General features: G+C 67.0%; 20 protein-coding genes. 17 read left to right on the top strand and 3 right to left on the bottom strand.

Annotated elements, in window-relative coordinates; all coding sequences use genetic code 11:
- The first annotated feature begins 6 nt into the window (after positions 1 to 6).
- From ACK4E3_RS01720 to lpxB, 16 genes are all read left to right on the top strand, one after another.
- Positions 7 to 423 carry a DUF3224 domain-containing protein gene (locus ACK4E3_RS01720; protein ID WP_409695447.1) on the top strand — a complete coding sequence of 139 codons (417 nt, stop codon included), beginning with the start codon at positions 7 to 9 and terminating at the stop codon, positions 421 to 423.
- A gap of 218 nt (positions 424 to 641) precedes the next feature.
- Entirely contained in the window at positions 642 to 1,499 is an 858-nt protein-coding gene (gene rpsB, locus ACK4E3_RS01715; protein ID WP_409695443.1) for a 30S ribosomal protein S2, read from the top strand.
- 96 nt (positions 1,500 to 1,595) lie between these two features.
- Complete coding sequence (gene tsf, locus ACK4E3_RS01710; RefSeq protein ID WP_409695439.1) at positions 1,596 to 2,525, top strand: translation elongation factor Ts; 930 nt, start codon at positions 1,596 to 1,598, stop codon at positions 2,523 to 2,525.
- Between the two features lie 195 nt (positions 2,526 to 2,720).
- Positions 2,721 to 3,491: a UMP kinase gene (gene pyrH / locus ACK4E3_RS01705; RefSeq protein ID WP_409695436.1), complete on the top strand. Its 771-nt coding sequence runs from the start codon at positions 2,721 to 2,723 to the stop codon at positions 3,489 to 3,491.
- An 18-nt stretch (positions 3,492 to 3,509) separates the two neighbouring features.
- Positions 3,510 to 4,067 (top strand): ribosome recycling factor, encoded by a 558-nt coding sequence (gene frr / locus ACK4E3_RS01700; protein WP_409695432.1) that lies wholly within the window; start codon positions 3,510 to 3,512, stop codon positions 4,065 to 4,067.
- Positions 4,068 to 4,206: 139 nt separating this feature from the next.
- Complete coding sequence (uppS, locus tag ACK4E3_RS01695) at positions 4,207 to 4,893, top strand: polyprenyl diphosphate synthase (RefSeq protein ID WP_409700999.1); 687 nt, start codon at positions 4,207 to 4,209, stop codon at positions 4,891 to 4,893.
- A 23-nt stretch (positions 4,894 to 4,916) separates the two neighbouring features.
- The gene (locus ACK4E3_RS01690; protein WP_409695428.1) at positions 4,917 to 5,699 is read left to right on the top strand and encodes a phosphatidate cytidylyltransferase; all 783 of its coding nucleotides are present in this window, start codon (positions 4,917 to 4,919) and stop codon (positions 5,697 to 5,699) included.
- Positions 5,700 to 5,702: 3 nt separating this feature from the next.
- On the top strand, positions 5,703 to 6,896 hold the full coding sequence (gene dxr / locus ACK4E3_RS01685; protein ID WP_409695425.1) for a 1-deoxy-D-xylulose-5-phosphate reductoisomerase: 1,194 nt from the start codon (positions 5,703 to 5,705) through the stop codon (positions 6,894 to 6,896).
- A 48-nt stretch (positions 6,897 to 6,944) separates the two neighbouring features.
- Positions 6,945 to 8,168, top strand: coding sequence for a M50 family metallopeptidase (locus ACK4E3_RS01680; protein WP_409695422.1), 1,224 nt, complete (start codon positions 6,945 to 6,947; stop codon positions 8,166 to 8,168).
- 29 nt (positions 8,169 to 8,197) lie between these two features.
- Positions 8,198 to 10,627: an outer membrane protein assembly factor BamA gene (gene bamA / locus ACK4E3_RS01675; protein WP_409695419.1), complete on the top strand. Its 2,430-nt coding sequence runs from the start codon at positions 8,198 to 8,200 to the stop codon at positions 10,625 to 10,627.
- A 9-nt stretch (positions 10,628 to 10,636) separates the two neighbouring features.
- Complete coding sequence (locus tag ACK4E3_RS01670; protein ID WP_409695416.1) at positions 10,637 to 11,233, top strand: OmpH family outer membrane protein; 597 nt, start codon at positions 10,637 to 10,639, stop codon at positions 11,231 to 11,233.
- Positions 11,234 to 11,252: 19 nt separating this feature from the next.
- On the top strand, positions 11,253 to 12,275 hold the full coding sequence (lpxD, locus tag ACK4E3_RS01665; RefSeq protein WP_409695413.1) for a UDP-3-O-(3-hydroxymyristoyl)glucosamine N-acyltransferase: 1,023 nt from the start codon (positions 11,253 to 11,255) through the stop codon (positions 12,273 to 12,275).
- A 4-nt stretch (positions 12,276 to 12,279) separates the two neighbouring features.
- Complete coding sequence (gene fabZ, locus ACK4E3_RS01660) at positions 12,280 to 12,759, top strand: 3-hydroxyacyl-ACP dehydratase FabZ (protein ID WP_409695410.1); 480 nt, start codon at positions 12,280 to 12,282, stop codon at positions 12,757 to 12,759.
- Positions 12,756 to 13,544, top strand: a complete 789-nt coding sequence (gene lpxA, locus ACK4E3_RS01655) for an acyl-ACP--UDP-N-acetylglucosamine O-acyltransferase (protein ID WP_409695407.1) — start codon at positions 12,756 to 12,758, stop codon at positions 13,542 to 13,544. Before fabZ ends, lpxA begins: the two co-directional genes overlap by 4 nt.
- Positions 13,541 to 14,377 (top strand): UDP-2,3-diacylglucosamine diphosphatase, encoded by an 837-nt coding sequence (lpxI, locus tag ACK4E3_RS01650; protein ID WP_409695404.1) that lies wholly within the window; start codon positions 13,541 to 13,543, stop codon positions 14,375 to 14,377. The genes lpxA and lpxI overlap by 4 nt, the downstream gene beginning before the upstream one ends.
- Positions 14,371 to 15,537 (top strand): lipid-A-disaccharide synthase, encoded by a 1,167-nt coding sequence (gene lpxB / locus ACK4E3_RS01645; RefSeq protein ID WP_409700996.1) that lies wholly within the window; start codon positions 14,371 to 14,373, stop codon positions 15,535 to 15,537. The genes lpxI and lpxB overlap by 7 nt, the downstream gene beginning before the upstream one ends.
- A gap of 76 nt (positions 15,538 to 15,613) precedes the next feature.
- Here the strand turns inward: lpxB and gltA are convergent, their stop codons facing one another.
- Both gltA and gltX read right to left on the bottom strand, forming a co-directional pair.
- Entirely contained in the window at positions 15,614 to 16,915 is a 1,302-nt protein-coding gene (gene gltA, locus ACK4E3_RS01640; RefSeq protein WP_409695401.1) for a citrate synthase, read from the bottom strand.
- An 80-nt stretch (positions 16,916 to 16,995) separates the two neighbouring features.
- The gene (gltX, locus tag ACK4E3_RS01635; protein WP_409695398.1) at positions 16,996 to 18,384 is read right to left on the bottom strand and encodes a glutamate--tRNA ligase; all 1,389 of its coding nucleotides are present in this window, start codon (positions 18,382 to 18,384) and stop codon (positions 16,996 to 16,998) included.
- On the opposite strand from gltX, the gene ACK4E3_RS01630 reads away from it, so the two are divergent.
- Positions 18,383 to 20,542 (top strand): ComEC/Rec2 family competence protein, encoded by a 2,160-nt coding sequence (locus ACK4E3_RS01630; RefSeq protein ID WP_409695395.1) that lies wholly within the window; start codon positions 18,383 to 18,385, stop codon positions 20,540 to 20,542. The genes gltX and ACK4E3_RS01630 overlap by 2 nt on opposite strands.
- On the opposite strand, the gene lexA is transcribed toward ACK4E3_RS01630, so the two are convergent.
- The gene (gene lexA / locus ACK4E3_RS01625; RefSeq protein ID WP_409695392.1) at positions 20,523 to 21,224 is read right to left on the bottom strand and encodes a transcriptional repressor LexA; all 702 of its coding nucleotides are present in this window, start codon (positions 21,222 to 21,224) and stop codon (positions 20,523 to 20,525) included. The genes ACK4E3_RS01630 and lexA overlap by 20 nt on opposite strands.
- Between the last annotated feature and the right edge of the window lie 48 nt (positions 21,225 to 21,272).

The raw sequence follows: 21,272 nt of genomic DNA, 5'->3' as shown, positions 1-21,272 counted from the left end.
CTTGCCATGAACAGCACCGATCCTTCCTTGAGCGTCGCCGAGGGCACCTTCAGCGTGCAGATGACGCCGGTGGCGCGCGAAGGCGTCGATGAAGGGGCGGTGCCCATGCACGTGCGTCTCGACAAGACCTTCGAGGGCGAGCTGAGCGGCATCGCTTCGGGTGAGCTGATCGGAGTGCCGCCGGGCGAGATCGGCTCAGGCGCCTATGTGGCGATCGAGCGCTTCGAGGGGGTGCTGGCGGGACGTGCGGGCACCTTTCACATGGTGCACAGGGGCGTGATGACCCGCGGTGGGCCTGACCTGCTGGTCACCATCGTGCCCGACAGCGGCACGGGCGAGCTTTCCGGCCTCTCGGGGCGAATGCACATCCTGATCGAGCCGGGCATCCACCGCTATCGGCTGGAATACACCATCGCACCCTGAAAAGGCGCACCCTGAAAAGGCGCACCCTGAGCGAGCGCATACCCCGGCGGGGCCTGTGCGCTTGCCTTTGCCGGGCAGGCGGGCTATAGGCGCGCCCACTTCACACGCAGGCATGGCGCGTGCCGGGGAGACATCCCGCCCGCTCCGTTCCGAGGTCGGCCTTCGGGTCCGTCTTTAAGTGCCTGCGCCAGGACAGATCGGAAAAAGGAAAAACGATCATGGCTCTGCCAGACTTCTCCATGCGCACCCTGCTGGAATCGGGTGCCCACTTCGGCCACCAGACGCACCGCTGGAACCCGAAGATGGAGCGCTACATCTTCGGTTCGCGCTCGAACATTCACATCATCGACCTGTCGCAGACCATGCCGCTGCTGCATCAGGCCCTGGTCCAGATCCGCGACGTGGCGGCCAAGGGCGGGCGCGTGCTGTTCGTCGGCACCAAGCGTCAGGCCTCCGACCCGATCGCCCAGGCGGCCAAGCGCTGCGCCCAGTATTATGTCAATCACCGCTGGCTGGGCGGCACGCTCACCAACTGGCGCACCGTGTCGGGCTCGATCACGCGCCTGCGCGAGCTGGAAGGCGTGCTGGAAGGCGGCGGCGAGGGCCGCGTCAAGAAGGAACTGCTCAACCTGACGCGCGAGCGCGACAAGCTGGAGCTGAGCCTCGGCGGCATCAAGGACATGGGCGGCATCCCCGACATCATGTTCGTGATCGACACCAACAAGGAAGCCATCGCCATTCAGGAAGCGCGCAAGCTGAACATTCCTGTGGTGGCCATCCTCGACACCAACTGCGACCCGGACGGCATCACCTATCCGATCCCCGGCAATGACGACGCCGCACGCGCCATCCAGCTCTATTGCGATCTGGTGGCCGATGCCGTGCTCGATGGTCTGGCGGCGGGTGCTTCGGCCTCGGGCGTTGACCTTGGCGCTTCGGAAGCCCCGGTCGAGACGCTGCTGCGCGAGACCGAGGAAGAGGCTCCGGCCGAGCAGGCCACTGCTGAAGCCGAGCAGGCCGCCTCTGACGAAGTGGTCGAGCCCGCCGAAGCGGAAGCCGAGAAGACCGAGGGTTGATCCCTGACGGGCTCGCCCTGGCGCGGGCTCACGAAAACGACACACGGCCGGGCTAATCACCCGGCCGTCAGCGCATGAAATGAAATGGAGAAGGTCATGGCAGAGATCACCGCTGCACTGGTGAAGGAACTGCGTGAGAAGTCCGGCGTCGGCATGATGGACTGCAAGAAGGCGCTGCAGGAAAACGACGGCAATCTTGAAGCGGCCATGGACTGGCTGCGCGCCAAGGGCCTCAGCAAGGCCGCCAAGAAGGCCGACCGCGTCGCCGCCGAAGGCCTCGTCGCCATCGCCAGCCGTGAAGACGGTGCAGGCGAGCGCGCCGCTGTGATCGAGTTCAACGCAGAAACCGACTTCGTGGCCCGCAACGACCTGTTCCAGAGCGCCGCGCGCCGCTTTGCCGCCGCTGCCATCGAGGTGGACAGCGTGGACGCTCTGAACGCCGCGGATGTGGGCGGCAAGACCGTTCAGGACGAGGTGACCAACCTGATCGCCACCATCGGCGAGAACATGCAGGTGCGCCGCATGGACGCCATCGCCGTCTCGCAAGGTGCGGTCGCATCCTACATCCACAACGCCACGGCGCCCGATCTGGGCCGCATCGGCGTGCTGGTGGGCCTCGAGTCCGCTGCCGACCGCGCGGCGCTCAAGGAGCTGGGCCGCAAGATCGCCATGCACATCGCCGCCACCGCGCCCCTGTCGCTGGATACCTCCGACCTGGACCCTGCGGCCATCGAGCGCGAGCGCGCGGTGCTGATGGAAAAGGCCCGCGAGGAAGGCCGCCCCGACAACATGATCGAGAAGATCGTCAGCGGTCAGATCGCCAAGTTCCAGAAGGAAGTGGTCCTGCTCAAGCAGCCCTTCGTCATGAACCCCGACGAGACCATCGAGCAGCTGGTCGAGAACACCGGCAAGACGCTCGGCTCGCCGATCAAGGTCACGCGCTTCGTGCGTCTGGCGCTGGGCGAGGGCGTCGAGAAGAAGGCGGATGACTTCGCTGCCGAAGTCGCGTCGATGACCGGCGGCTGATCACCGGCGAATGATGACGGCGGCCCGGCTGGCGTAGCCGGGGCAAAGTTTTCTGGACTAAAGGGGCGCGTTCGGCTTTGAAGGCCGTCGCGCCCTTCGTCTATGATGGCGGGCGATTCCAAGGGCAGTGTAAGCGAGAGCGTCGCCATCACCTGCCAGACCCGTATCCATCTCGCGCGTAGCCGGACCCATCCCATGACTGTGCCAGACGCTACCCAGCCCGACGCCGGAAAGCCGAAACCGCATTACAAGCGCGTTCTGCTCAAGGTTTCGGGTGAAGTGCTGATGGGTGAGCAGGGCTATGGCATCGACATGAATACTGTCGACGCGGTTGCCGAGGAGGTGGCCGAGGTGGTGGGCATGGGCGTCGAGCTGTGCCTGGTGATCGGCGGGGGCAACATCTTCCGGGGCCTGTCGACGGCTGCGCGGGGCATGGAGCGCGCCAGTGCCGACTACATGGGCATGCTGGCCACAGTCATGAATGCGCTCGCCATGCAGAACGCACTGGAAAAGCTGGGCGTCAGCACGCGTGTGCAGTCGGCCATCCGCATGGACACCGTTTGCGAGCCCTATATCCGCCGCCGTGCGCAGCGGCACCTGGAAAAGGGCCGCGTGGTGATTTTCGCGGCGGGCACGGGCAATCCGTTCTTCACCACCGATTCGGGCGCGGCACTGCGGGCGGCCGAGATGGGTTGCGATGCCCTGCTGAAGGGCACCAGCGTCGATGGCGTCTATACGTCCGATCCCAAGAAGGATGCCTCGGCCACGCGCTATGAGCGTCTGAGCTACATGGATGTTCTCTCGCGCGATCTGCGCGTCATGGATGCCTCGGCCATCAGCCTGATGCGCGATAACGGCATTCCGATCGTGGTGTTTTCGATCCGCCATCCCGGCCGCCTGCGCGACGTGATCCTGGGGCAGGGCACGCGCACCATCATCAGCGAAGGTCGGCTGGAGCGGGAATAGGACAGGGAAACGGACAAGATGAGCAAACCCGACATCAAGAGCTATCGCGACCGCATGGATCGCTGTGTCACGACCCTCAAAGAGGAGTTCGCGGGGCTGCGCACCGGGCGGGCCAGCTCGGCCCTGATCGAGCCGGTGCAGGTCGAGGCCTATGGCGGCACCTCTCCGATCACCGCCGTCGCGGCCATTTCGGTGCCCGAGCCGCGCATGATCTCGGTGAGCGTCTGGGACAAGGGCCTCGTGGTCTCGGTGGAAAAGGCCATCCGCAACGCCGGTCTCGGCCTCAATCCGGTCGTGGACGGCACCACCTTGCGCATCCCGATCCCGCCCCTGACCGAGGAGCGGCGCAAGGAGATCGCCAAGCTGGCGGGCAAATATGCCGAACAGCAGCGCGTGGCCGTGCGCAATGTGCGCCGCGACGCCAATGACGACCTCAAGAAAGCCGAAAAGGCAGGGGACATCAGCCAGGACGAACAGAAACGTCTCGAGGGCGAGGTTCAGAAGGAAACGGACGCGGCCATCAAGCGCATCGACGAGACGCTGAAGGCCAAGGAGCAGGAGATCATGCAGGTCTGACGCCCACGGCGCTCAGGCCCGCGCATGGGTGTGGGAGACAGTCGAGATGGCCAGCGGTGCCGACCAGAGCGGCGTCCTGCAAGGGCAGGGCGCTCAGGGCGATGAAAGCCCCGGTCCGGCGCGTCACGTCGCCATCATCATGGACGGCAATGGCCGCTGGGCGCAGAGGCGCGGCGTGCCGCGCGCCGTCGGCCACCGCGAGGGCGTGCAGGCGCTCAAGCGCACCGTCGAGGCCGCACCCCAGTTCGGAATCCGGTGCCTGACGGTCTATGGCTTTTCGACCGAGAACTGGAACCGGCCGCTGGACGAGGTCTCGGATCTGATGGGCCTGGTGCGCGCCTATGTGCGCAGCGATCTGGAGCGGATGGTGCGCGAGAACGTGCGCCTGCGGGTCATCGGCCAGCGTGAAGGCGTTCCCGATGACATTCTGGAACTGATCGACGACGCCGAGGCGCGCACGGCAGGCAACGACCGGTTCCTTCTTCAGGTGGCCTTCAACTATGGCGCCCGCGCCGACATCACCGAGGCCATGCGCCGCCTGCACGCCGACATGAAGGCGGGCGTCATCGACGAGATCACCGACGCGGCCATCAGCCAGCGCCTCTCCACCTGCGAGGCCCCGCCGCTGGACCTGATCATCCGCACCAGTGGCGAGGTGAGGCTGTCGAACTTTCTTCTTTGGGAAGCGGCCTATGCGGAACTGGTGTTTCAGGAGGTGCTCTGGCCCGACTATGGCCCCGAGGCCCTGAGCGCCGCGCTGGAGGCGTTCCGGTGCCGCCAGAGGCGCTTTGGCGCGCGACCCGGCCCGATGCGGGCGGCGGGCTGATCTTGCGCGCACGGGACATCAGATTGAGGGTTGCATCCGCGCTGATCCTGGCGCCGGCGGCCATTGCGGCGACCTGGGCCGGAGGGGGCTGGTTCCTGGTGCTGATCGCCCTGGCCGCGAGCCTGATGGCGATCGAGTGGGGCCTGATGAGCGCACCTGCCGCGCCCAACCGCATTTCGGTGGCTGTGGGCGTGGCCCTGCTGGCGGCGATCTTTGCCACTTTCGGGGGCTATGTCTCGCTGGCGCTGGTGCTGCTGGTGTTCTCGGCGGTGGCGGCGGCCCTGTTCGCCCGGCGCATGGGCGTGGGGGCGATCGATGCGGCCTATGGGGTGCTTTATCTCGGCTGGCCGCTGATCCTGATCATCTGGCTTCGGGGCACCGAGAGCGGATTCGGTTTCGTGGTGCTGCTGTTTGCCGTCGTCTGGGCCTCCGACAGCCTGGCCTATGTGGTGGGCAACATCCTGAAAGGCCCCAAGCTGTGGCCGCGCTTCTCGCCCAACAAGACCTGGTCCGGTTTCTTCGGTGGGCTGGCTGCGGGGATGATCGCGGGGGCACTGTCGGCATGGTGGCTCGATCTGGGCGCAGTGACGCCGCTGTGGGGCGCCATGCTGGGCCTTGCGGCGGCGGGAGCCACCATGGCGGGCGATCTGTGGGAGTCGGCGCTGAAGCGGCGCTATGGCGTCAAGGATGCCGGCGCGCTCATTCCCGGCCACGGCGGGCTGCTGGACCGGGTGGACGGATTGATGTTCGCCGTCGTGGTGGTCGCTGGCGCGCGCGTGTTCCTCATTGCAACCGGGCAGGGCTGAGGCGTGGAGAAAGTCGTCACCATCCTCGGTTCGACGGGCTCGATCGGGGTCTCTACACTGGAGCTGATGGACGAGCTGGAGCGCAGCGGCCAGTGCCGTTTCGCCATCGCGGCCCTGGTGGCCGGACGCAATATCGAGCGCCTGATCGAACAGGCCCGGCGCTGGAAGCCTGCTCTGGCCGTCTGTGCTGACGAGGCGGACGGCGAGCGCCTGCGCGACGCCCTGGCGGGGCAGGGAACGGAGGTCGCCAGCGGGCGCGACGCCGTGATCGAGGCCGCGCGCAGGCCCAGCGACTGGACCATGGCGGCCATCGTCGGCGCTGCGGGGCTGGAGCCGGTGTGGGAGGCGATGTCGCGCGGCACGACCCTGGCGCTGGCCAACAAGGAAAGCCTCGTCTGCTGCGGTCCCGCCCTTATGGCGCACGCATCAGCCAGCGGCACGCGCATCATCCCGGTGGATTCCGAGCACTCGGCGATCTTTCAGGCCCTCGAGCCCGAGAACCGCGCCAGCGTGGCCCGCGTGACCCTGACCGCCTCGGGCGGGCCGTTCCTCGATGTTCCGCTCTCCCGGATGGAGCGCATCACGCCCGAGCAGGCGGTGCGCCATCCGCGCTGGAGCATGGGCGCCAAGATCTCGGTGGACAGCGCCACCATGGCCAACAAGGGGCTCGAGGTGATCGAGGCGGCCTATCTGTTCGCCCTCGCTCCCGACCAGATCGAGGTTCTGATTCACCCGCAATCCATCGTGCACAGCATGGTGGAATATGCAGACGGCTCGACCCTGGCCCAGCTCGGGCCGCCGGATATGCGGACGCCTATCGCCTGCGCGCTGAGCTGGCCCGAGCGCGTGCGTTGGGAAGCGCCGAGGCTGGACCTCGCCAGCCTTGCCCGACTGGACTTCTTCGCCCCTGACGAGACACGGTTTCCTGCCCTGCGGCTGGCGCGCGAGGCCCTGGTGCAGGGCGGGGCCATGCCGGCGGTGTTCAATGCGGCCAACGAAGTCGGAGTCAGCGCCTTTCTTGACCGACGCATCGGCTTTCTCGATATTGCGGCAGTTGCGGCCCAAACCCTTGAGAAATGGGAGGGCGGCGAGGTTCGGGGTGATCAGCAGGTCACATGTGCAGAGGCGCTGGCCATCGATGCCAGAGCGCGGCGCATTGCTGACATGGTTGTGTTGCAACGAGCGCGAGCGGCCTGATCCTGGTGCCGCTCGGTCCCGCCGATGCTTGAGAGGCAAGCCTGAAGCATGATGGACTTTCTGAGCCAGACCCTGGTGGTCGTGCTGTCTTTTCTGGCCGTGCTGACGCTGGTCATCACCATCCACGAGCTGGGGCATTTCTATGCCGGGCGGCTGTTCAAGGTGAAGATCGACCGGTTCTCCATCGGCTTTGGCAAGGCCGTTTTCAGCCGCACCGACAGGCGCGGCGTGGAGTGGCGGCTCGGCTGGATTCCGCTGGGCGGCTACGTCAAGTTCGCCGGTGACGTGAATCCCGCCAGCGTTCCCGACAGCGCGCACCTCGAGGAAATCCGCAGCGAGATCGCCGCCGAGACCGGTGCGGGATCGGAGAAGGACTACTTCCACTTCAAGCCGGTCTGGCAGCGCGCCATCATCGTGGCCGCAGGGCCGGTGGCGAACTTCGTCCTGGCCATCGTGATCTTCGCATTCCTGGCCCTGATTGCGGGCGAGGTGGTGCGCGTGCTGCCGCGGGTGGCCTCCGTCGAGCCGGGCAGTCCTGCGGCCGAGGCGGGCTTTCTCGAGGGCGATCTGGTCGTCCAGGCCGACGGGCGCCGCATCAACGAGTGGGCCGACCTGCAACAGTATGTGCTGATGCGCTCTGGCGAGGCGATCCGTTTCACGGTCGAGCGCGGGGGCGAGCGTGTCAGTCTGACGGCCACACCGGGCGTGCGCGAGTTGCAGAGCGGCATTGACGGCTCGACGTTCCGCGCAGGCTACCTCGGGCTGGCCGCCAGCAATGCCCCCGAGAACATCGAGCGCGCGCGCTACGGCCCCGTCGAGGCTGTGGGGCAGGGCTTTGTGCAGACCTTTGCCGTGCTGGACACCACCTTGACCTACCTGCGCAGAATCATCACCGGGCGCGAGTCGGGCGACCAGCTCAGCGGGCCGCTGGGTATCGCTACGACCTCCGGTGCCGTGGCCGGTGCCGCTGCGGCGAGCACCCAGGACCCCGGAGAGGCCGCCGGGCGGGTGTTTCTCTCGCTTCTGACACTGGCCGGCCTTCTTTCTGTCGGGATTGGTTTCCTTAATCTGCTGCCTGTTCCTGTGCTGGACGGGGGGCATCTGGTGTTCTACGCCTATGAAGCTGTGGCGCGACGGCCTCTGGCCGCTCAGGTTCAGGAGGGGGCCTATCGTGTTGGACTTGCTTTGCTGGTCTGTTTGATGTTGTTCGCCACCTGGAACGATCTGAGAAAACTCAGCGTCTTCGATTTCCTCGGCGGGCTCCCTTCGTGAGCCGCCGTAGTCCGCCGATGGTTACCCGCATGAACGCAAACGTCTCTTCTCACGCCCGCCGCACGCTCGGCTCCCTGCGAGGCTTCGCCAGCTTTGGCGCCCTTGTGGTCGCAGCCAGCCTGGGCACTGCGGCGCTGGCCCAGTCCGAAGAAGACGCCCTGCCGCCGCCTGACATCCAGCCGCGCCCCTCCGCTGCCGTGAATCCGGCCGAGGTGGGTGTGGTCAACCGCATTCTGGTGACGGGCAACCAGCGCATCGACACCACCACCATCATCTCCTACCTGCCGATCCAGGCCGGTGACACGGTGAACCCGGCCATCGTCGATGTGGCGGTGCGCACGCTCTATCGCACCGACCTGTTCGCCGACATCCAGATCGGCCTTCAGGGCACGGATCTGATCGTCGAGGTGACGGAAAACCCGGTCATCAACCAGGTGGTGTTCGAGGGCAACCGCGCCTTCAACGAACAGAAGCTGCGCGAGGAAGTCACCATCCGTCCGCGCGGCATCTTCACCCGTTCGCGCGTGCAGCAGGACGCCCAGGCGATCATCGAGCTCTACCGCCTGTCAGGCCGCATCGGCGCGACCGTGACGCCGCGTCTGGTCCAGCTGGACCAGAACCGCGTGGATCTGGTGTTCGAGATCGACGAGGGCGCCCAGACCGGGGTGCGCTCGATCAACTTCCTCGGCAACGACGCCTTCTCGGATCGTGACCTGCGCGAGGTGATGGTCACCAAGACGTCTCGCTGGTGGCGTCTGTTCTCGTCTAACGACAACTACGACCCGAACCGCCTCGAGTACGACCGCGAGCAGCTGCGCAGCTATTACACCAACCGCGGCTATTACGATTTCCGCATCCTGTCGGCGGTGGCCGAGCTGTCGCCCAGCCAGGACGACTTCGCCATCACCCTGTCGGTCGATGAAGGCCCGCGCTACAATTTCGGCGAGATCACGGTCGTCACCGAGAACGAGCGCCTGAACCCCGAGTTCCTGCGCCGCCTGCTGCCGATCCGCAGCGGCCAGCTCTACGAGAGCGACAAGATCGAGCAGGCCGTCGATGCCCTGACCTTCGCGGCGGGCGCGGCAGGCTATGCCTTCGTGGACATCCGTCCCAGCTACAGCGCCAACCCCGACACCCAGCTTGTCGACGTGACCTTCAACGTGCGCGAGGGCGAGCGCGTCTATGTCGAGCGCATCGACATCGTGGGCAACACCCGCACGCTCGACTCGGTGATCCGCCGGGAACTCCTGCTGGCCGAGGGGGACGCCTTCAACCGCGTGCTGGTGGACCGCTCGCGCAACAATCTGCGCGCTCTGGGCTTCTTTGGCGATGTGACCATCTCCGAGACGCGCGGCAGCGAGCCGGACCGCTCGGTGGTTCAGGTGCAGGTGCAGGAGCAGGCCACGGGCGAGCTGTCGTTCGGCGCGGGCTTCAGCTCCATCGACGCCTTCGTGATCAACCTCGGCATTTCCGAGCGCAATTTCCGCGGACGCGGCCAGAACCTGGTGGCGCGTCTGGAGTGGGGCTCGCTGCGCCAGCAGGTCGACTTCCGCTTTACCGAGCCGCGCTTCCTGGGCCGTGACCTGCGTGCGGGCTTCGACCTGTTCCACTCGCGCTATGACTTCCAGACCGAGTCCTCGTTCGACTATCGCTCGACGGGCGGCGGTCTGCGCCTGTCCTGGCCGATCAATGGCAACACCTTGCTGTCGACGCGCTACTTCCTGCGCCAGGACCAGATCATCGTGCCGCCGGGCTATTGCGACGGCGTGGGCTCGCGCGCGCTGTGCGAGCAGATCGGCAGCTTTACGAACTCGTCGGCGGGCTACACCCTGTTCGTCGATTATCGTAACGATCCCATCCGGCCCACGCGCGGCTGGACCGGCAGTCTGCGGCAGGACTTCGCGGGCATCGGCGGGGACGTGAACTATATCCGCACCGAGCTCGAGGGCGCTGTCTTCTACGGCATCCGCCCCGAATGGGTTGTCAGCTTCCAGGGTTCGATGGGCTACATCGGCGGCTGGAACGGCGACTCGATCCGCATCAACGACCGCTTCTTCAAGGGCGGCAACAGCTTCCGGGGCTTCGAGACGGCGGGCATGGGTCCGCGCGATCTGCAGAGCCTCGGTGGCACCGGCGATTCGCTGGGCGGCAACTTCTACGCCATCGGCACCGTGGAGTTGACCGTGCCCAACGGCCTGCCGGAAGAATACGGGATCCGCACTTCGCTGTTCGCTGACGTCGGCACGCTCGGTCTGCTCGACAACCGCTTCAAGCTGTTCCCCGACGGGACCGAAGACCCGGCGATCGTGGACGATCTGGCCCTGCGCGCATCGGTGGGACTCAGCGTCCACTGGCGCTCGCCCATGGGTCCGATCCGCCTCGATTTCAGCCGCGTCCTGGCCCGCGAGGACTACGACCGGACCGAAACCTTCCGCTTCTCGACTTCAACCCAGTTCTAGGCTCAACAGATGAAAACTTCCGCTCTCGGCGTGCTGGCCACTGTCAGCATCTATGCCATCGCCGGTCAGGTCGCTGCCCAGCAGCAGCCCTCCGCGCCGCAGAATCCCGGTCCGGCCATTGCCGGCGTGTGCGTCTATCACAACGAGCGCCTGCTCGCGCAGTCGGCAGCCGGGCGCGCGTTGCAGCAGGGCATGGAGCGCCTCGCCAACGACGTGCGCACCGAGCTTCAGCCCTATGCGACCAACATCCAGAACGAGTACCAGGCGCTCCAGCAGGGTGCCCAGACCATCCCCCAGGCCGAGCTTCAGCAGCGCGCCCAGGCCCTGCAACAGCGCGCCCAGGAAGCCGAGCAACTTGAGCAGACCCGCGAAATCGAGCTTCGCTACACCCTTCAGATGCAGCGCATGGCCATCGCCGAGCGCGTCGATCCGATCATCATCCAGGTCTATCAGGAGCGCGGCTGCGGCATCCTGATCGACCGCGAGAGCGTCTATCTGATGAACCCGGCCATGGACATCACCGATGTCGTGATCCAGCGCCTCGACCAGCAGCTGCCCACGCTGAACTTCCAGCGCATGACGCCGCCGGTTCAGCAGCAGCAATAAGGGCATACGGGTCGCGATCATGCCCGATCCGCGCTTTTTCGCGACCCGTGAGCCTCTGGCACTTGATGCCTTCATCGCCGCGCATGGGCTCGAGGTCCGGCGCGGCGATTGCATTGGGCGATCCATCAGCGCCGCCGCGCCTCTGGGCGAGGCCGACAAGGACGCACTCGCCTTTGCCCAGGACGCCAAGTTCAGGGATGCCCTGTCGAACACCCGCGCGGGCATTCTGATCGTCCATCCGTCGCTGGCCGAGCACGCACCCGAAGGCAGCATTGTGCTGACCAGCCGCTTTGCCCAGGCTTCGTGGGCTGCTGCTGCCGCCAGCCTGTACAGCGGCCACGACTTCGTGCCTGCCACTGCCGCCCAGCTGGCCGCGTGGCGAGACGCGGGCGTGGTGATCGAGGACGGGGCCGTGATCGGTGCCACGGTCGAGATCGGCGAGGGCACGCGCATCTGTGCCGGTGCCGTGGTGGGCATGGGTGTCGCCATGGGCCGGGGCTGCACGCTGGCGCCGCGGGCGGTGGTGGGCTTTGCCCTGCTGGGCGACCGGGTGCGCATCGGCTCGGGCGCCGTGATCGGAGAGCCTGGATTTGGCGCTGCCGCCTCGCCGCGCGGTCCGCTCGATATTCCCCAGCTCGGCCGCGTCATCATTCAGGACGATGTGAGCGTCGGTGCCAATACCTGCATCGACCGCGGCGCCTTTGGCGACACCGTGATCGGCGAGGGGACCAAGATCGATAACCTCGTCCAGATCGCCCACAACGTCACCATCGGTCGCCATTGCCTGATCGCGGCCCATGTCGGCATTTCCGGCTCTGTGATCGTGGGTGACGGCGTCATGTTCGGCGGACGCGCGGGCGTGGGCGACCACCAGAGCATCGGCGAGGGCGCACGCATCGCGGCAGCCGCGGCGGTGCTCTCCAGCGTGCCGGCGGGCGAAACCTGGTCTGGATATCCGGCCAGGCCCCTGCGACAGTTCTTGCGCGAAAGCGTCTGGGTGTCCAAACAGTCAGCCAGGAGACCGGATCACGGGAAGGGCTGAGTGCATGAGTGAGTCGCAAAACGGGACCAGCGCCACGGGTGGCAGGATCGATTATGCCGAGGTGCTGAAGCGCATTCCGCACCGCTATCCCTTCCTGCTGGTGGACCGCGCCGAGGACTATGTGGCGCACACCTCGATCACCGGGATCAAGAACGTCACCGCCAACGAGCCGTTCTTCATGGGGCATTTCCCCGGCAATCCCGTCATGCCCGGTGTTCTGATCATCGAGGCCATGGGCCAGTCCGGCGCGCTGCTGATGTCCAAATCGCTCGACGCGGACGTGTCGGGAAAGACGATCATGTTCATGGCCGTGGACGGCGCGCGCTTCCGCCGCCCCGTCCGCCCCGGCGACGTGCTGCGGATGCATGTGATCGTGACCAGGCATCGCGGCGACCTGTTCAAGTTCAAGGGCGAGGCCTTCGTCGATGGCAAGCCCGCCGCCGAGTGCGAGTTTGCAGCCATGGTGGTCGAGACGCCCGCGTGAGCACGATCCACCCCACCGCCCTTGTCGATTCCGGCGCCGAGATCGCCAGCGGCGCAAGGATCGGCCCCTGGTGCCAGGTCGGCCCCGGCGTGCGGCTGGATGAGGACGTCGAACTGGTGTCCCAGGTGATCGTGGAGCGTGACACCCACATCGGCGCGCGCACTCAGATCCATCCCTTTGCCCTGATCGGCGGAGCGCCCCAGCACACGGGCTACAAGGGCGAGCCGGTGCGCCTCGAAATCGGCACCGACAATGTGATCCGCGAGCACGCCACCTTCAACCGCGGCACGCCCGGCGGACATGGCGTGACGCGCGTGGGCTCGCACAACTTCTTCATGACCGGCGCGCACGTGGGCCACGACTGTGTTGTGGGCGACAACATCGTCTTTGCCAATCAGGCCACCCTGGGAGGCCATGCCGAAGTCGGCGACAGGGTGTTTCTGGGAGGCTTGAGCGCGGTGCACCAGTTCGGGCGCGTCGGCACGGGCGCCATGGTGGGCGGTCTGGCGGCTGTGACTCGCGATGTCATTCCGTTCGGCTCGGTCTGGGGCAATCACGCGCGCCTGCACGGGCTCAACATGGTGGGGCTGAAGCGCCGGGGCGTGGAGAAAGCTGGCCTGAAGGCCCTGCTCGCCTTCTATCGCGAACTGTTCGAGGGCGAGGGCACTTTCGAGGCGCGGCTGGAGGGCGTGCGGGCGCGCACTGACCTGCCCGAGGAAGCGCGGACCATCCTGGCCTTCATCGAGGCAGGGGGCAGAAGACCGCTCTGCCTTCCCGAAGCATGAACAGCGCAGGCAGGCTGGGACTGGTCGCGGGCGGCGGCGATCTGCCCGTGCGGGTGGCTGCGCGCTGTGAGGCCGAGGCGCGTGCGCTGTTCGTCGTCCGGCTCAAGGGCTTTGCCAGTGATACACTTGCCCGCTTTGAAGGCATCGACTCAGGGCTGGGCGAGTTCGGGCGCACCTTGTCCGCGCTGAAGGCTGCCGGCTGTCGCGAGGTGTGTTTCGCAGGCACGGTGAACCGCCCCGACTTCTCGCAACTGAAGCCCGACCTGAAGGGTGCCACTGTTCTGCCCGGTCTGATCAAGGCGGCCACGCGCGGTGACGATGCCCTTCTGCGGCAGGTCTTGTCGGTCTTCGAGGCCGAGGGCTTTGCGATCACGGGGGCGGACGACCTGCTGGGCGGCGACACCCTGGGCGAAGGGGCTCTGGGCCGGGTCCGCCCGAATGCCGAGCAGGGCTCTGACATCGCCAAGGCCCTGCAGGTTGCGCGCATGGCCGGAGAAATGGACATCGGCCAGGGAGCTGTGGTGTGCCGGGGTCTGGTGCTGGCGGTGGAAGCGCAGGAAGGCACGGACGCCATGCTGGATCGGGTCGCGGCCCTGCCCGAGGCCTTGCGCGGGCGGGACGGCGCGCGTGCGGGCGTTCTGGTCAAGGCTCCCAAGCCGGGCCAGGACCGTAGAGTCGATCTGCCGGTTATCGGGGTCCGCACGCTGGAGAACGCGGCGCGGGCAGGTCTGGCGGGTGTTGCCGGTGAGGCCGGGGGCCTGATCGTCATCGAGCCCGAGGCCGTGCGCGAGGCGGCGGACCGGCTGGGCCTGTTCGTGGCGGGCGTATCGTGATGCCTCTCAAGATCATGCTGGTTGCCGCCGAGACGTCCGGTGACATGCTGGGCGCGGATCTGGCGCGCGCGCTCAAGGTGCGGGCAGGCGAGGGGGCGGTCTCGCTGTCCGGGATCGGCGGCGAGCGCATGAAGGCAGAGGGCATCGACAGCCCGTTCGACATTTCCGAACTCTCGGTCCTGGGCTGGATCGAGGGCCTGATGGCCTATGGGCGCGTCAAGAAGCGGGTGGCCGACGCTGTAGCCCATGTGCGCGAGGTCAGGCCGGATGCGGTCGTGCTGATCGACAGCTGGGGCTTCACCATCCGCGTGGCCAAGGCCATCCGCGCGCAGATGCCCGAGATCCGCCTTATCAAGTATGTCGGACCCCAGGTCTGGGCCTCGCGCCCGGGCCGTGCTGCGACTCTGGCGGCGAGCGTGGATCACCTGCTGGCGCTCTATCCCTTCGATGCGCCGTGGTTCGAGCGCCAGGGACTGGCGACCACCGTGGTGGGGTCACCCGCCCTGCACACCGACTTCTCTCAGGCGGACGGCGCAGCCTTTCGCGCCGCGAGGGCCATTGCGCCGGACACGCCGCTGCTGCTCGTGCTGCCCGGAAGCCGCCGCTCGGAGGTGCTGCACCTGATGCCCGTGTTCGAGCAGGCCGTGCTGCGCCTCAAGGACCGCCATCCCGCCTTGCAGGTGGCGGTGCTGGCGGCACCGGGCGTCGAGGGCGAAGTGCGGGGACGGGCCGCAGGCTGGCCGCTGCGAACACACATCGTCACGGGCGAGGACCGGCGCGATGCCATGAAGGCGGCTCATGCGGCGCTGGCGTGCAGCGGCACGGTCTCGACAGAACTGGCCCTGGCGGGGGTGCCCATGGTGATCGCCTACCGGCTGGGGGCTCTCAGCTACGCCATCATGAAGCCGCTGGTGACGGTGGAGCACATTACCCTGTTCAATCTGGCCGCCGGACGCCGCATCGCGCCCGAGTTCGTGCAGGGCGAGGCCACGCCCGATGCTCTGGCAGGTGCGGTGGACGCGCTGCTCTCGTCGCCCGAAGCCGCTGCCGCCCAGGCCCGGGCCCAGTCCGAGGCGCTGAAGCTGATGGGCAAGGGCGAGCGCGATCCTTCTGATGTGGCCGCCGAGGCCGTGCTGGCGCTGGTAACGCACAGAGACTGAGGCCCGCTGCAATTGACAAGCGCCGCAACCCCGAGGGATTGCGGCGCTCGCTTTGGTTCAGGCCTGATTGCAGGTGTCAGCCGCGATCCTTGATCGGCACATAGTCGCGGGCCGTCGGACCGGTGTAGAGCTGGCGCGGACGGCCGATCTTCTGCGAGGGGTCGGCCATCATTTCCTGCCACTGGGCGATCCAGCCCACCGTGCGCGCCAGAGCGAACAGAACGGTGAACATCGTGGTCGGGAAGCCCATGGCCGACAGGGTGATGCCGGAGTAGAAGTCCACGTTCGGGAACAGCTTGCGCTCGATGAAATAGTCGTCCTTGAGCGCCACGGCCTCCAGTTCCTTGGCGACCTGGAACAGCGGATCGTTCTCGCGGCCCGTGGCGGCGAGCACTTCATAGGCTGACTTCTGCATGACCTTGGCGCGCGGATCGTAGTTCTTGTAGACCCGGTGGCCAAAGCCCATCAGCTTGTAGCGCTTGTCCTTCACCCCCGCGATGAACTCGGGGATGTTCTCGGGCGTACCAATCTGTTCGAGCATGGTCAGCGCCTCTTCGTTGGCACCGCCGTGGCTCGGGCCCCAGAGGCACGCAATGCCCGCCGCGATACAGGCAAACGGGTTGGCTCCCGACGAGCCTGCGAGGCGGACCGTCGAGGTTGAGGCGTTCTGTTCGTGGTCGGCGTGCAGGATGAAGATGCGGTCCATGGCCCGCACCAGTGCGGGGTCGACCTCGTAGTCCTCGGCGGGCACGGCAAAGCACATCCGCAGGAAGTTCTCGGCGTAGGACAGCTCGTTGCGCGGGCTGATGAACGGCTGGCCGACGTGATATTTGTAGGCGCGCGCGGCGATGGTCGGCATCTTGGCGATCAGGCGGATGGCCGAGATGTTGCGCTGGACCGGATCGTTGATGTCGAGGCTGTCGTGATAGAAGGCCGACAGCGCGCCGACCGTGCCCACCATGATCGCCATCGGGTGAGCATCACGCCGGAAGCCCTCGAAGAAGCGGTCGAACTGGGCATGCAGCATGGTGTGCCGCGTGATGTTGTTCTCGAACTCCTCGTACTGGGCCGCCGTAGGCAGCTCGCCCTTCAGCAGCAGGTAGCAGACCTCGATGAACTTCGACTGCTCGGCGAGCTGTTCGATGGGATAGCCGCGGTGCAGCAAGATACCCTCGTCGCCGTCGATGAACGTCAGGGCGCTCTCGCACGAGGCGGTCGAGGTGAAGCCGGGATCGTAGGTGAATGCACCCGTGCCCGCGTACAGCTTGCGGATGTCGACCACGTCCGGGCCGGTCGATCCGGTCAGAACCGGCAGGTCGATCGTCTTGTCACCAAGGGTAAGTCTGGCGGAGCCCGAGGCGCGGTTTTCGGTCGTCATTTATGATCTGTCCCATGGGTCTGGCGCATGGCGGGGAGGAGCCGTGCGTTTCGCGTGTGCCTCACTTAAGCCTTCATGGCTCAAAGTGAAAGGGCGTCGCCCATGCGTGCCAGGCTTTCCTCCCGGCCGAGGCTGGCGAGGGTGCTGGCGATGTCTGGCGCGCCCTGCTCTCCTGCCAGAACCAGCCGCGCGACGGGACCGATCTTGCCAAAGCCTACGCCCTCGGCCGCGGCAAAGTCCTTCAGGGCGGCATCGAGCGGGTCTTTCGACCAGTCGGCCATCTGTGCCAGATGATCGCGCAGGCGTGACAGGCGCGCGCGCGCCTCATCCGTCAGCAGGACCTCGGCCTTGCCGCCTAGCGGGATCGGTCGGCTCTGGCGGGCGAAGCGGGTCTGGGCCTCGAGGTCCAGCAGGGTGCTGGCGCGATCCTTGACGAGTCCGATGGTCCGCACCAGCCGCTCACGATCAATCGCTTCGTCACCCAGCCGTGCGGTGACCAGATCGGCCAGCCGTTCATCGTCAGCCAGACGGATCCAGTGTGCATTGACGTGGGCCAGCTTGTCGAAGTCCAGCCGGGCAGGCGCGCGATTGATCGCTTCGAGCGAGAACCAGCCAATGGCCTCCTCGTCGCCGAACAGCTCGGCATCGCCGTGGCTCCAGCCCAGCCGGGCCAGATAATTGCGCATGGCCTCGGGCAGATAGCCCATGTCGGCATACTCGTGTACGGCCTGCGCGCCGTGTCGCTTGGACAGCTTGGCCCCGTCCGGCCCGTGGATCAGCGGGATGTGGGCAAAGACAGGCACGCTCCAGCCCAGCGCCTTGTAGATCAGGCTCTGGCGCGCGGCATTGTTCAGGTGATCATCGCCCCGGATCACATGGGTGACGCCCATGTCGTGATCGTCCGCCACCACAGCCAGATTGTAGGTCGGCGTTCCGTCCGAGCGCATCAGCACCAGATCGTCGAGATCCTTGGCCTGCCAGCGCACCGTGCCCTGGACCACGTCCTCGATCACCACCTCGCCCTCGCCGGGGCTGCGAAACCGGACGACGTGAGGCGCAGCGTCATCACCATCGGTGCGATCACGCCAGGGAGAGCGCAGGGCGCGTCCCTCGGCCTTTGCCCGCTCGCGCTCGGCTTCGGTCTGCTCGGGCGTCATGAAGCAGCGGTAGGCCGCGCCTACTTCCAGAAGCTGCTGCACCACGTCCTTGTGGCGGGCGATGTTGGCATGCTGGAAAACGGGCTCGCCGTCGCCTTCCAGCCCCAGCCAGCTGAGGCCCTGCAAGATCGCCTTCACCGCCTCGGGCGTCGAGCGCTCGCGATCCGTGTCCTCGATGCGCAGCAGGAACCGCCCGTGGTTGTGTTTTGCGAAAAGCCAGTTGAACAATGCGCTGCGGGCGCCGCCGATGTGCAGATAGCCCGTGGGCGAGGGGGCAAAGCGGGTGACGACGGGCGATGGGGCGTCGGACATGGCAGGGGGAACCAGTGGGCTGGGGGCTGCTCGGGGCGCCCTTATAGCCGCTGGCGAGCGCCTCGCCATAGGCCTGCGTGAAGCCCTGGCCTTGCAGAAGTCGCGCTGGCGGCTGTGGGCACCGGTCGCCTTCGGGATCGGCTGCGCCCTTTATTTTGCGAGCTCGAACGAGCCAGCGCGCTGGCTGGTCTATGGCGGTGCGCTGTTTGCATCGGCCCTGTGGCTGGGCGCGCGGCGCCTTGGCGCGGGGCGGGCGGTGAGTGTGCCGCTCATGCTGGCGGCGTGCGCGGCACTGGGGTTGGCGGCGGCGAGCGCGCGCACCGACCGGGTGGACGCCCCCATCGCGCCGGTCAGCAGCGAGCCTACCGTCATCACCGGCTGGGTGGTCGATGTGGACAGCCCCGGTGCTCGCGGCTCGCGCGTCGTGCTGGCACCGGTGCGCGTTCGCGGCCTCGATCCCGAAGCGGTGCCCCATCGCGTGCGCGTAACGGTGCGCGGCGCACCGCCCAGTCCCGGCACGGCCATCGAGGTGTTCGCCCTGCTGGGACCGCCGCCCCCGCCGCCCAGCCCCGGCGCCTATGATTTCGCCCGCACCAACTATTTCCAGAGTATCGGCGGGCTGGGGTTCGGGCTTGGGCAGGCGCGCAGCGTGACCCTGGCCGAGCCGCCATCGGCGCTGAAGCTGCGCATGCAGGTCAATGCGCTGCGCTATCGGCTGGGCCTGCGTATCGTCGAGCGGTTGGGCGAGCGCAGCGGCGGCATCGCGGCGGCCATGGTGACCGGCCATCGTGTCTGGACCGCGAGCGAGGACATCGATGCCATGCGCGATTCAGGCCTGGCGCACCTGCTGGCCATCTCGGGGCTGCACATGATGATCGTGGGTGGCTTTGCGTTCTTCTTTGCCCGGCTGCTCATCGCGGCCATTCCGCCGCTGGCCCTGAGGGTCAATGGCAAGAAGCTGGCGGCGGTGTTCGGTCTGATGGCGGTGGGCACCTATCTGGTCATATCGGGTGGCCCGCCCCCGGCAGAGCGCGCGGCCACCACGGCCAGCGTGGCCTTCCTCGCCATACTGCTGGACCGGCGCGCCATCAGCATGAACGCGCTCGCCATCGCGGCCTTCGTGGTGCTGGCCCTGAGACCGGAGTCGATCGTCCAGCCGGGCTTTCAGATGTCGTTCGCGGCCACCGCAGCCCTTGTGGCCCTGGCCGAAAGCTGGCCGAGGCGCATAAAGGAAATCTCTGCGCCTGCGCTCCTGGCCACCTTTCAGCGAACGAGAAGCTGGTTGCTGGCCACTATTGCCGCCAGCCTTGTGGCGGGCCTCGCCACCGGCCCCATGGCGATGCAGCATTTCAATCGCATGGCCGTCTATGGCCTGCTGGCCAATGTCGCCAGTGCGCCGGTGACCAGCTTCATGATGATGCCGGCGCTTGCGCTCGGGGCCGCCCTGGAGCCGCTGGGCCTCGGCGGCCCGTTCCTGATCGTGGCAGGCTGGGGCGTCGAGATCATGCTGGCGGTGGGACACTATGCCTCCAGCCTGCCCGGTGCGGTGTCCGCCATTCCCAGTGCACCCGTGCTGGCGCTGCCCGTGGCGTTCTTGGGCATCTTGTGGGTCTGCATCTGGCGCGGCTGGGGCCGGGTGCTGGGCGTGCCCTTTGCCGCCGCCGTGATCCTGTGGCCACGTCCCGCCGTTCCAGACCTCTGGATTGATGCCAGCGGCACCCAGGGCGCGTGGCGCGAGGGCACCCAGACACAGCTGGTGCGCCAGCGCGTGCGACGGTTTCCCGCCGAGATGTGGAGCCAGAGACGCGGCCTGACCATCTCGCCGCACGCCGAGGGCACATTCAGCTGCACGCGCTTCTCCTGCCGTCCCGTGACGGCCGAGGCGGCGCCGCTGGCGATCTGGTGGGGGCGGCGAGAGCCTGATCGTGCGGCGCTCGAGAGCCTGTGTGCCACCGCCGAGGTGGTCGCGGTGCGCGTGGTCCTGCCCAGTCTTCCCGAAGACTGCGAGGGGTCTCTGGTGCTGGACGGGGCGGACTTTGCGCGCGGCGGCGCTGTTGAGCTATGGCGTGACGGCGCAGGCGGCTGGCGCGCGCTGTGGGCAGAGGACGTGCGCGGTCGCAGGCCCTGGTCGGGCGCGCTCAGTGATACCGGCGGATGAGACCCACAAGGCGCCCCTGCACCTCGACCTGATCGGGACCGAAAATGCGGGTCTCATAGTTGCGGTTGGCCGGCTCCAGCGCAATGGAGGCGCCCTTGCGCCGCAGCCGCTTCAAGGTCGCTTCCTCGCCCTCGACCAGCGCCACGACGATTTCGCCGCTGTGAGCTGTGTCGGTCTTGCGGATGACCACCAGATCGCCATCCAGAATCCCGGCCTCGATCATGGAATCACCCTCGATCTCGAGCAGGAAGTGCTCGCCTGCGCCGAGCATCTGTTCGGGAACGCTGAAACGGTCGCGCTCGTGCTGGATGGCGCTGATGGGCGTGCCCGCCGCGATTTTGCCGAGCAGAGGCAGCTCGCGCGTATCGTTGTCGGCAACAGGTGCGGCAGGGGCGGGCTGGGCACTGCCTTCGATCACCTGGGGCCTGAAGCCGCCGCGCCCGCGCGCCGGTGCAGAGGCCGTGGCCTGCTCTGGCAGCTTCATCACCTCGAGGGCCCTGGCCCGATGGGGGAGGCGGCGGATGAAGCCACGCTCCTCCAGCGCCGTGATCAGGCGGTGAATCCCGGACTTCGATGCCAGATCGAGCGCTTCCTTCATCTCGTCGAAGGATGGCGAGACCCCGGTCTCCTTGATCCGCTCATGGATGAACATGAGCAGCTCGTGTTGTTTGCGGGTGAGCATCGCCGCGGACCCCTTGGAACAAGCCGTGAACTGATGCAGATGTTCTGT

The organism is Brevundimonas sp., from assembly GCF_046299595.1.
Taxonomy (GTDB): domain Bacteria; phylum Pseudomonadota; class Alphaproteobacteria; order Caulobacterales; family Caulobacteraceae; genus Brevundimonas.
The sequence above is the reverse complement of the archived record's forward strand: the minus strand, read 5'-3'. Positions and strand labels throughout refer to the sequence as shown.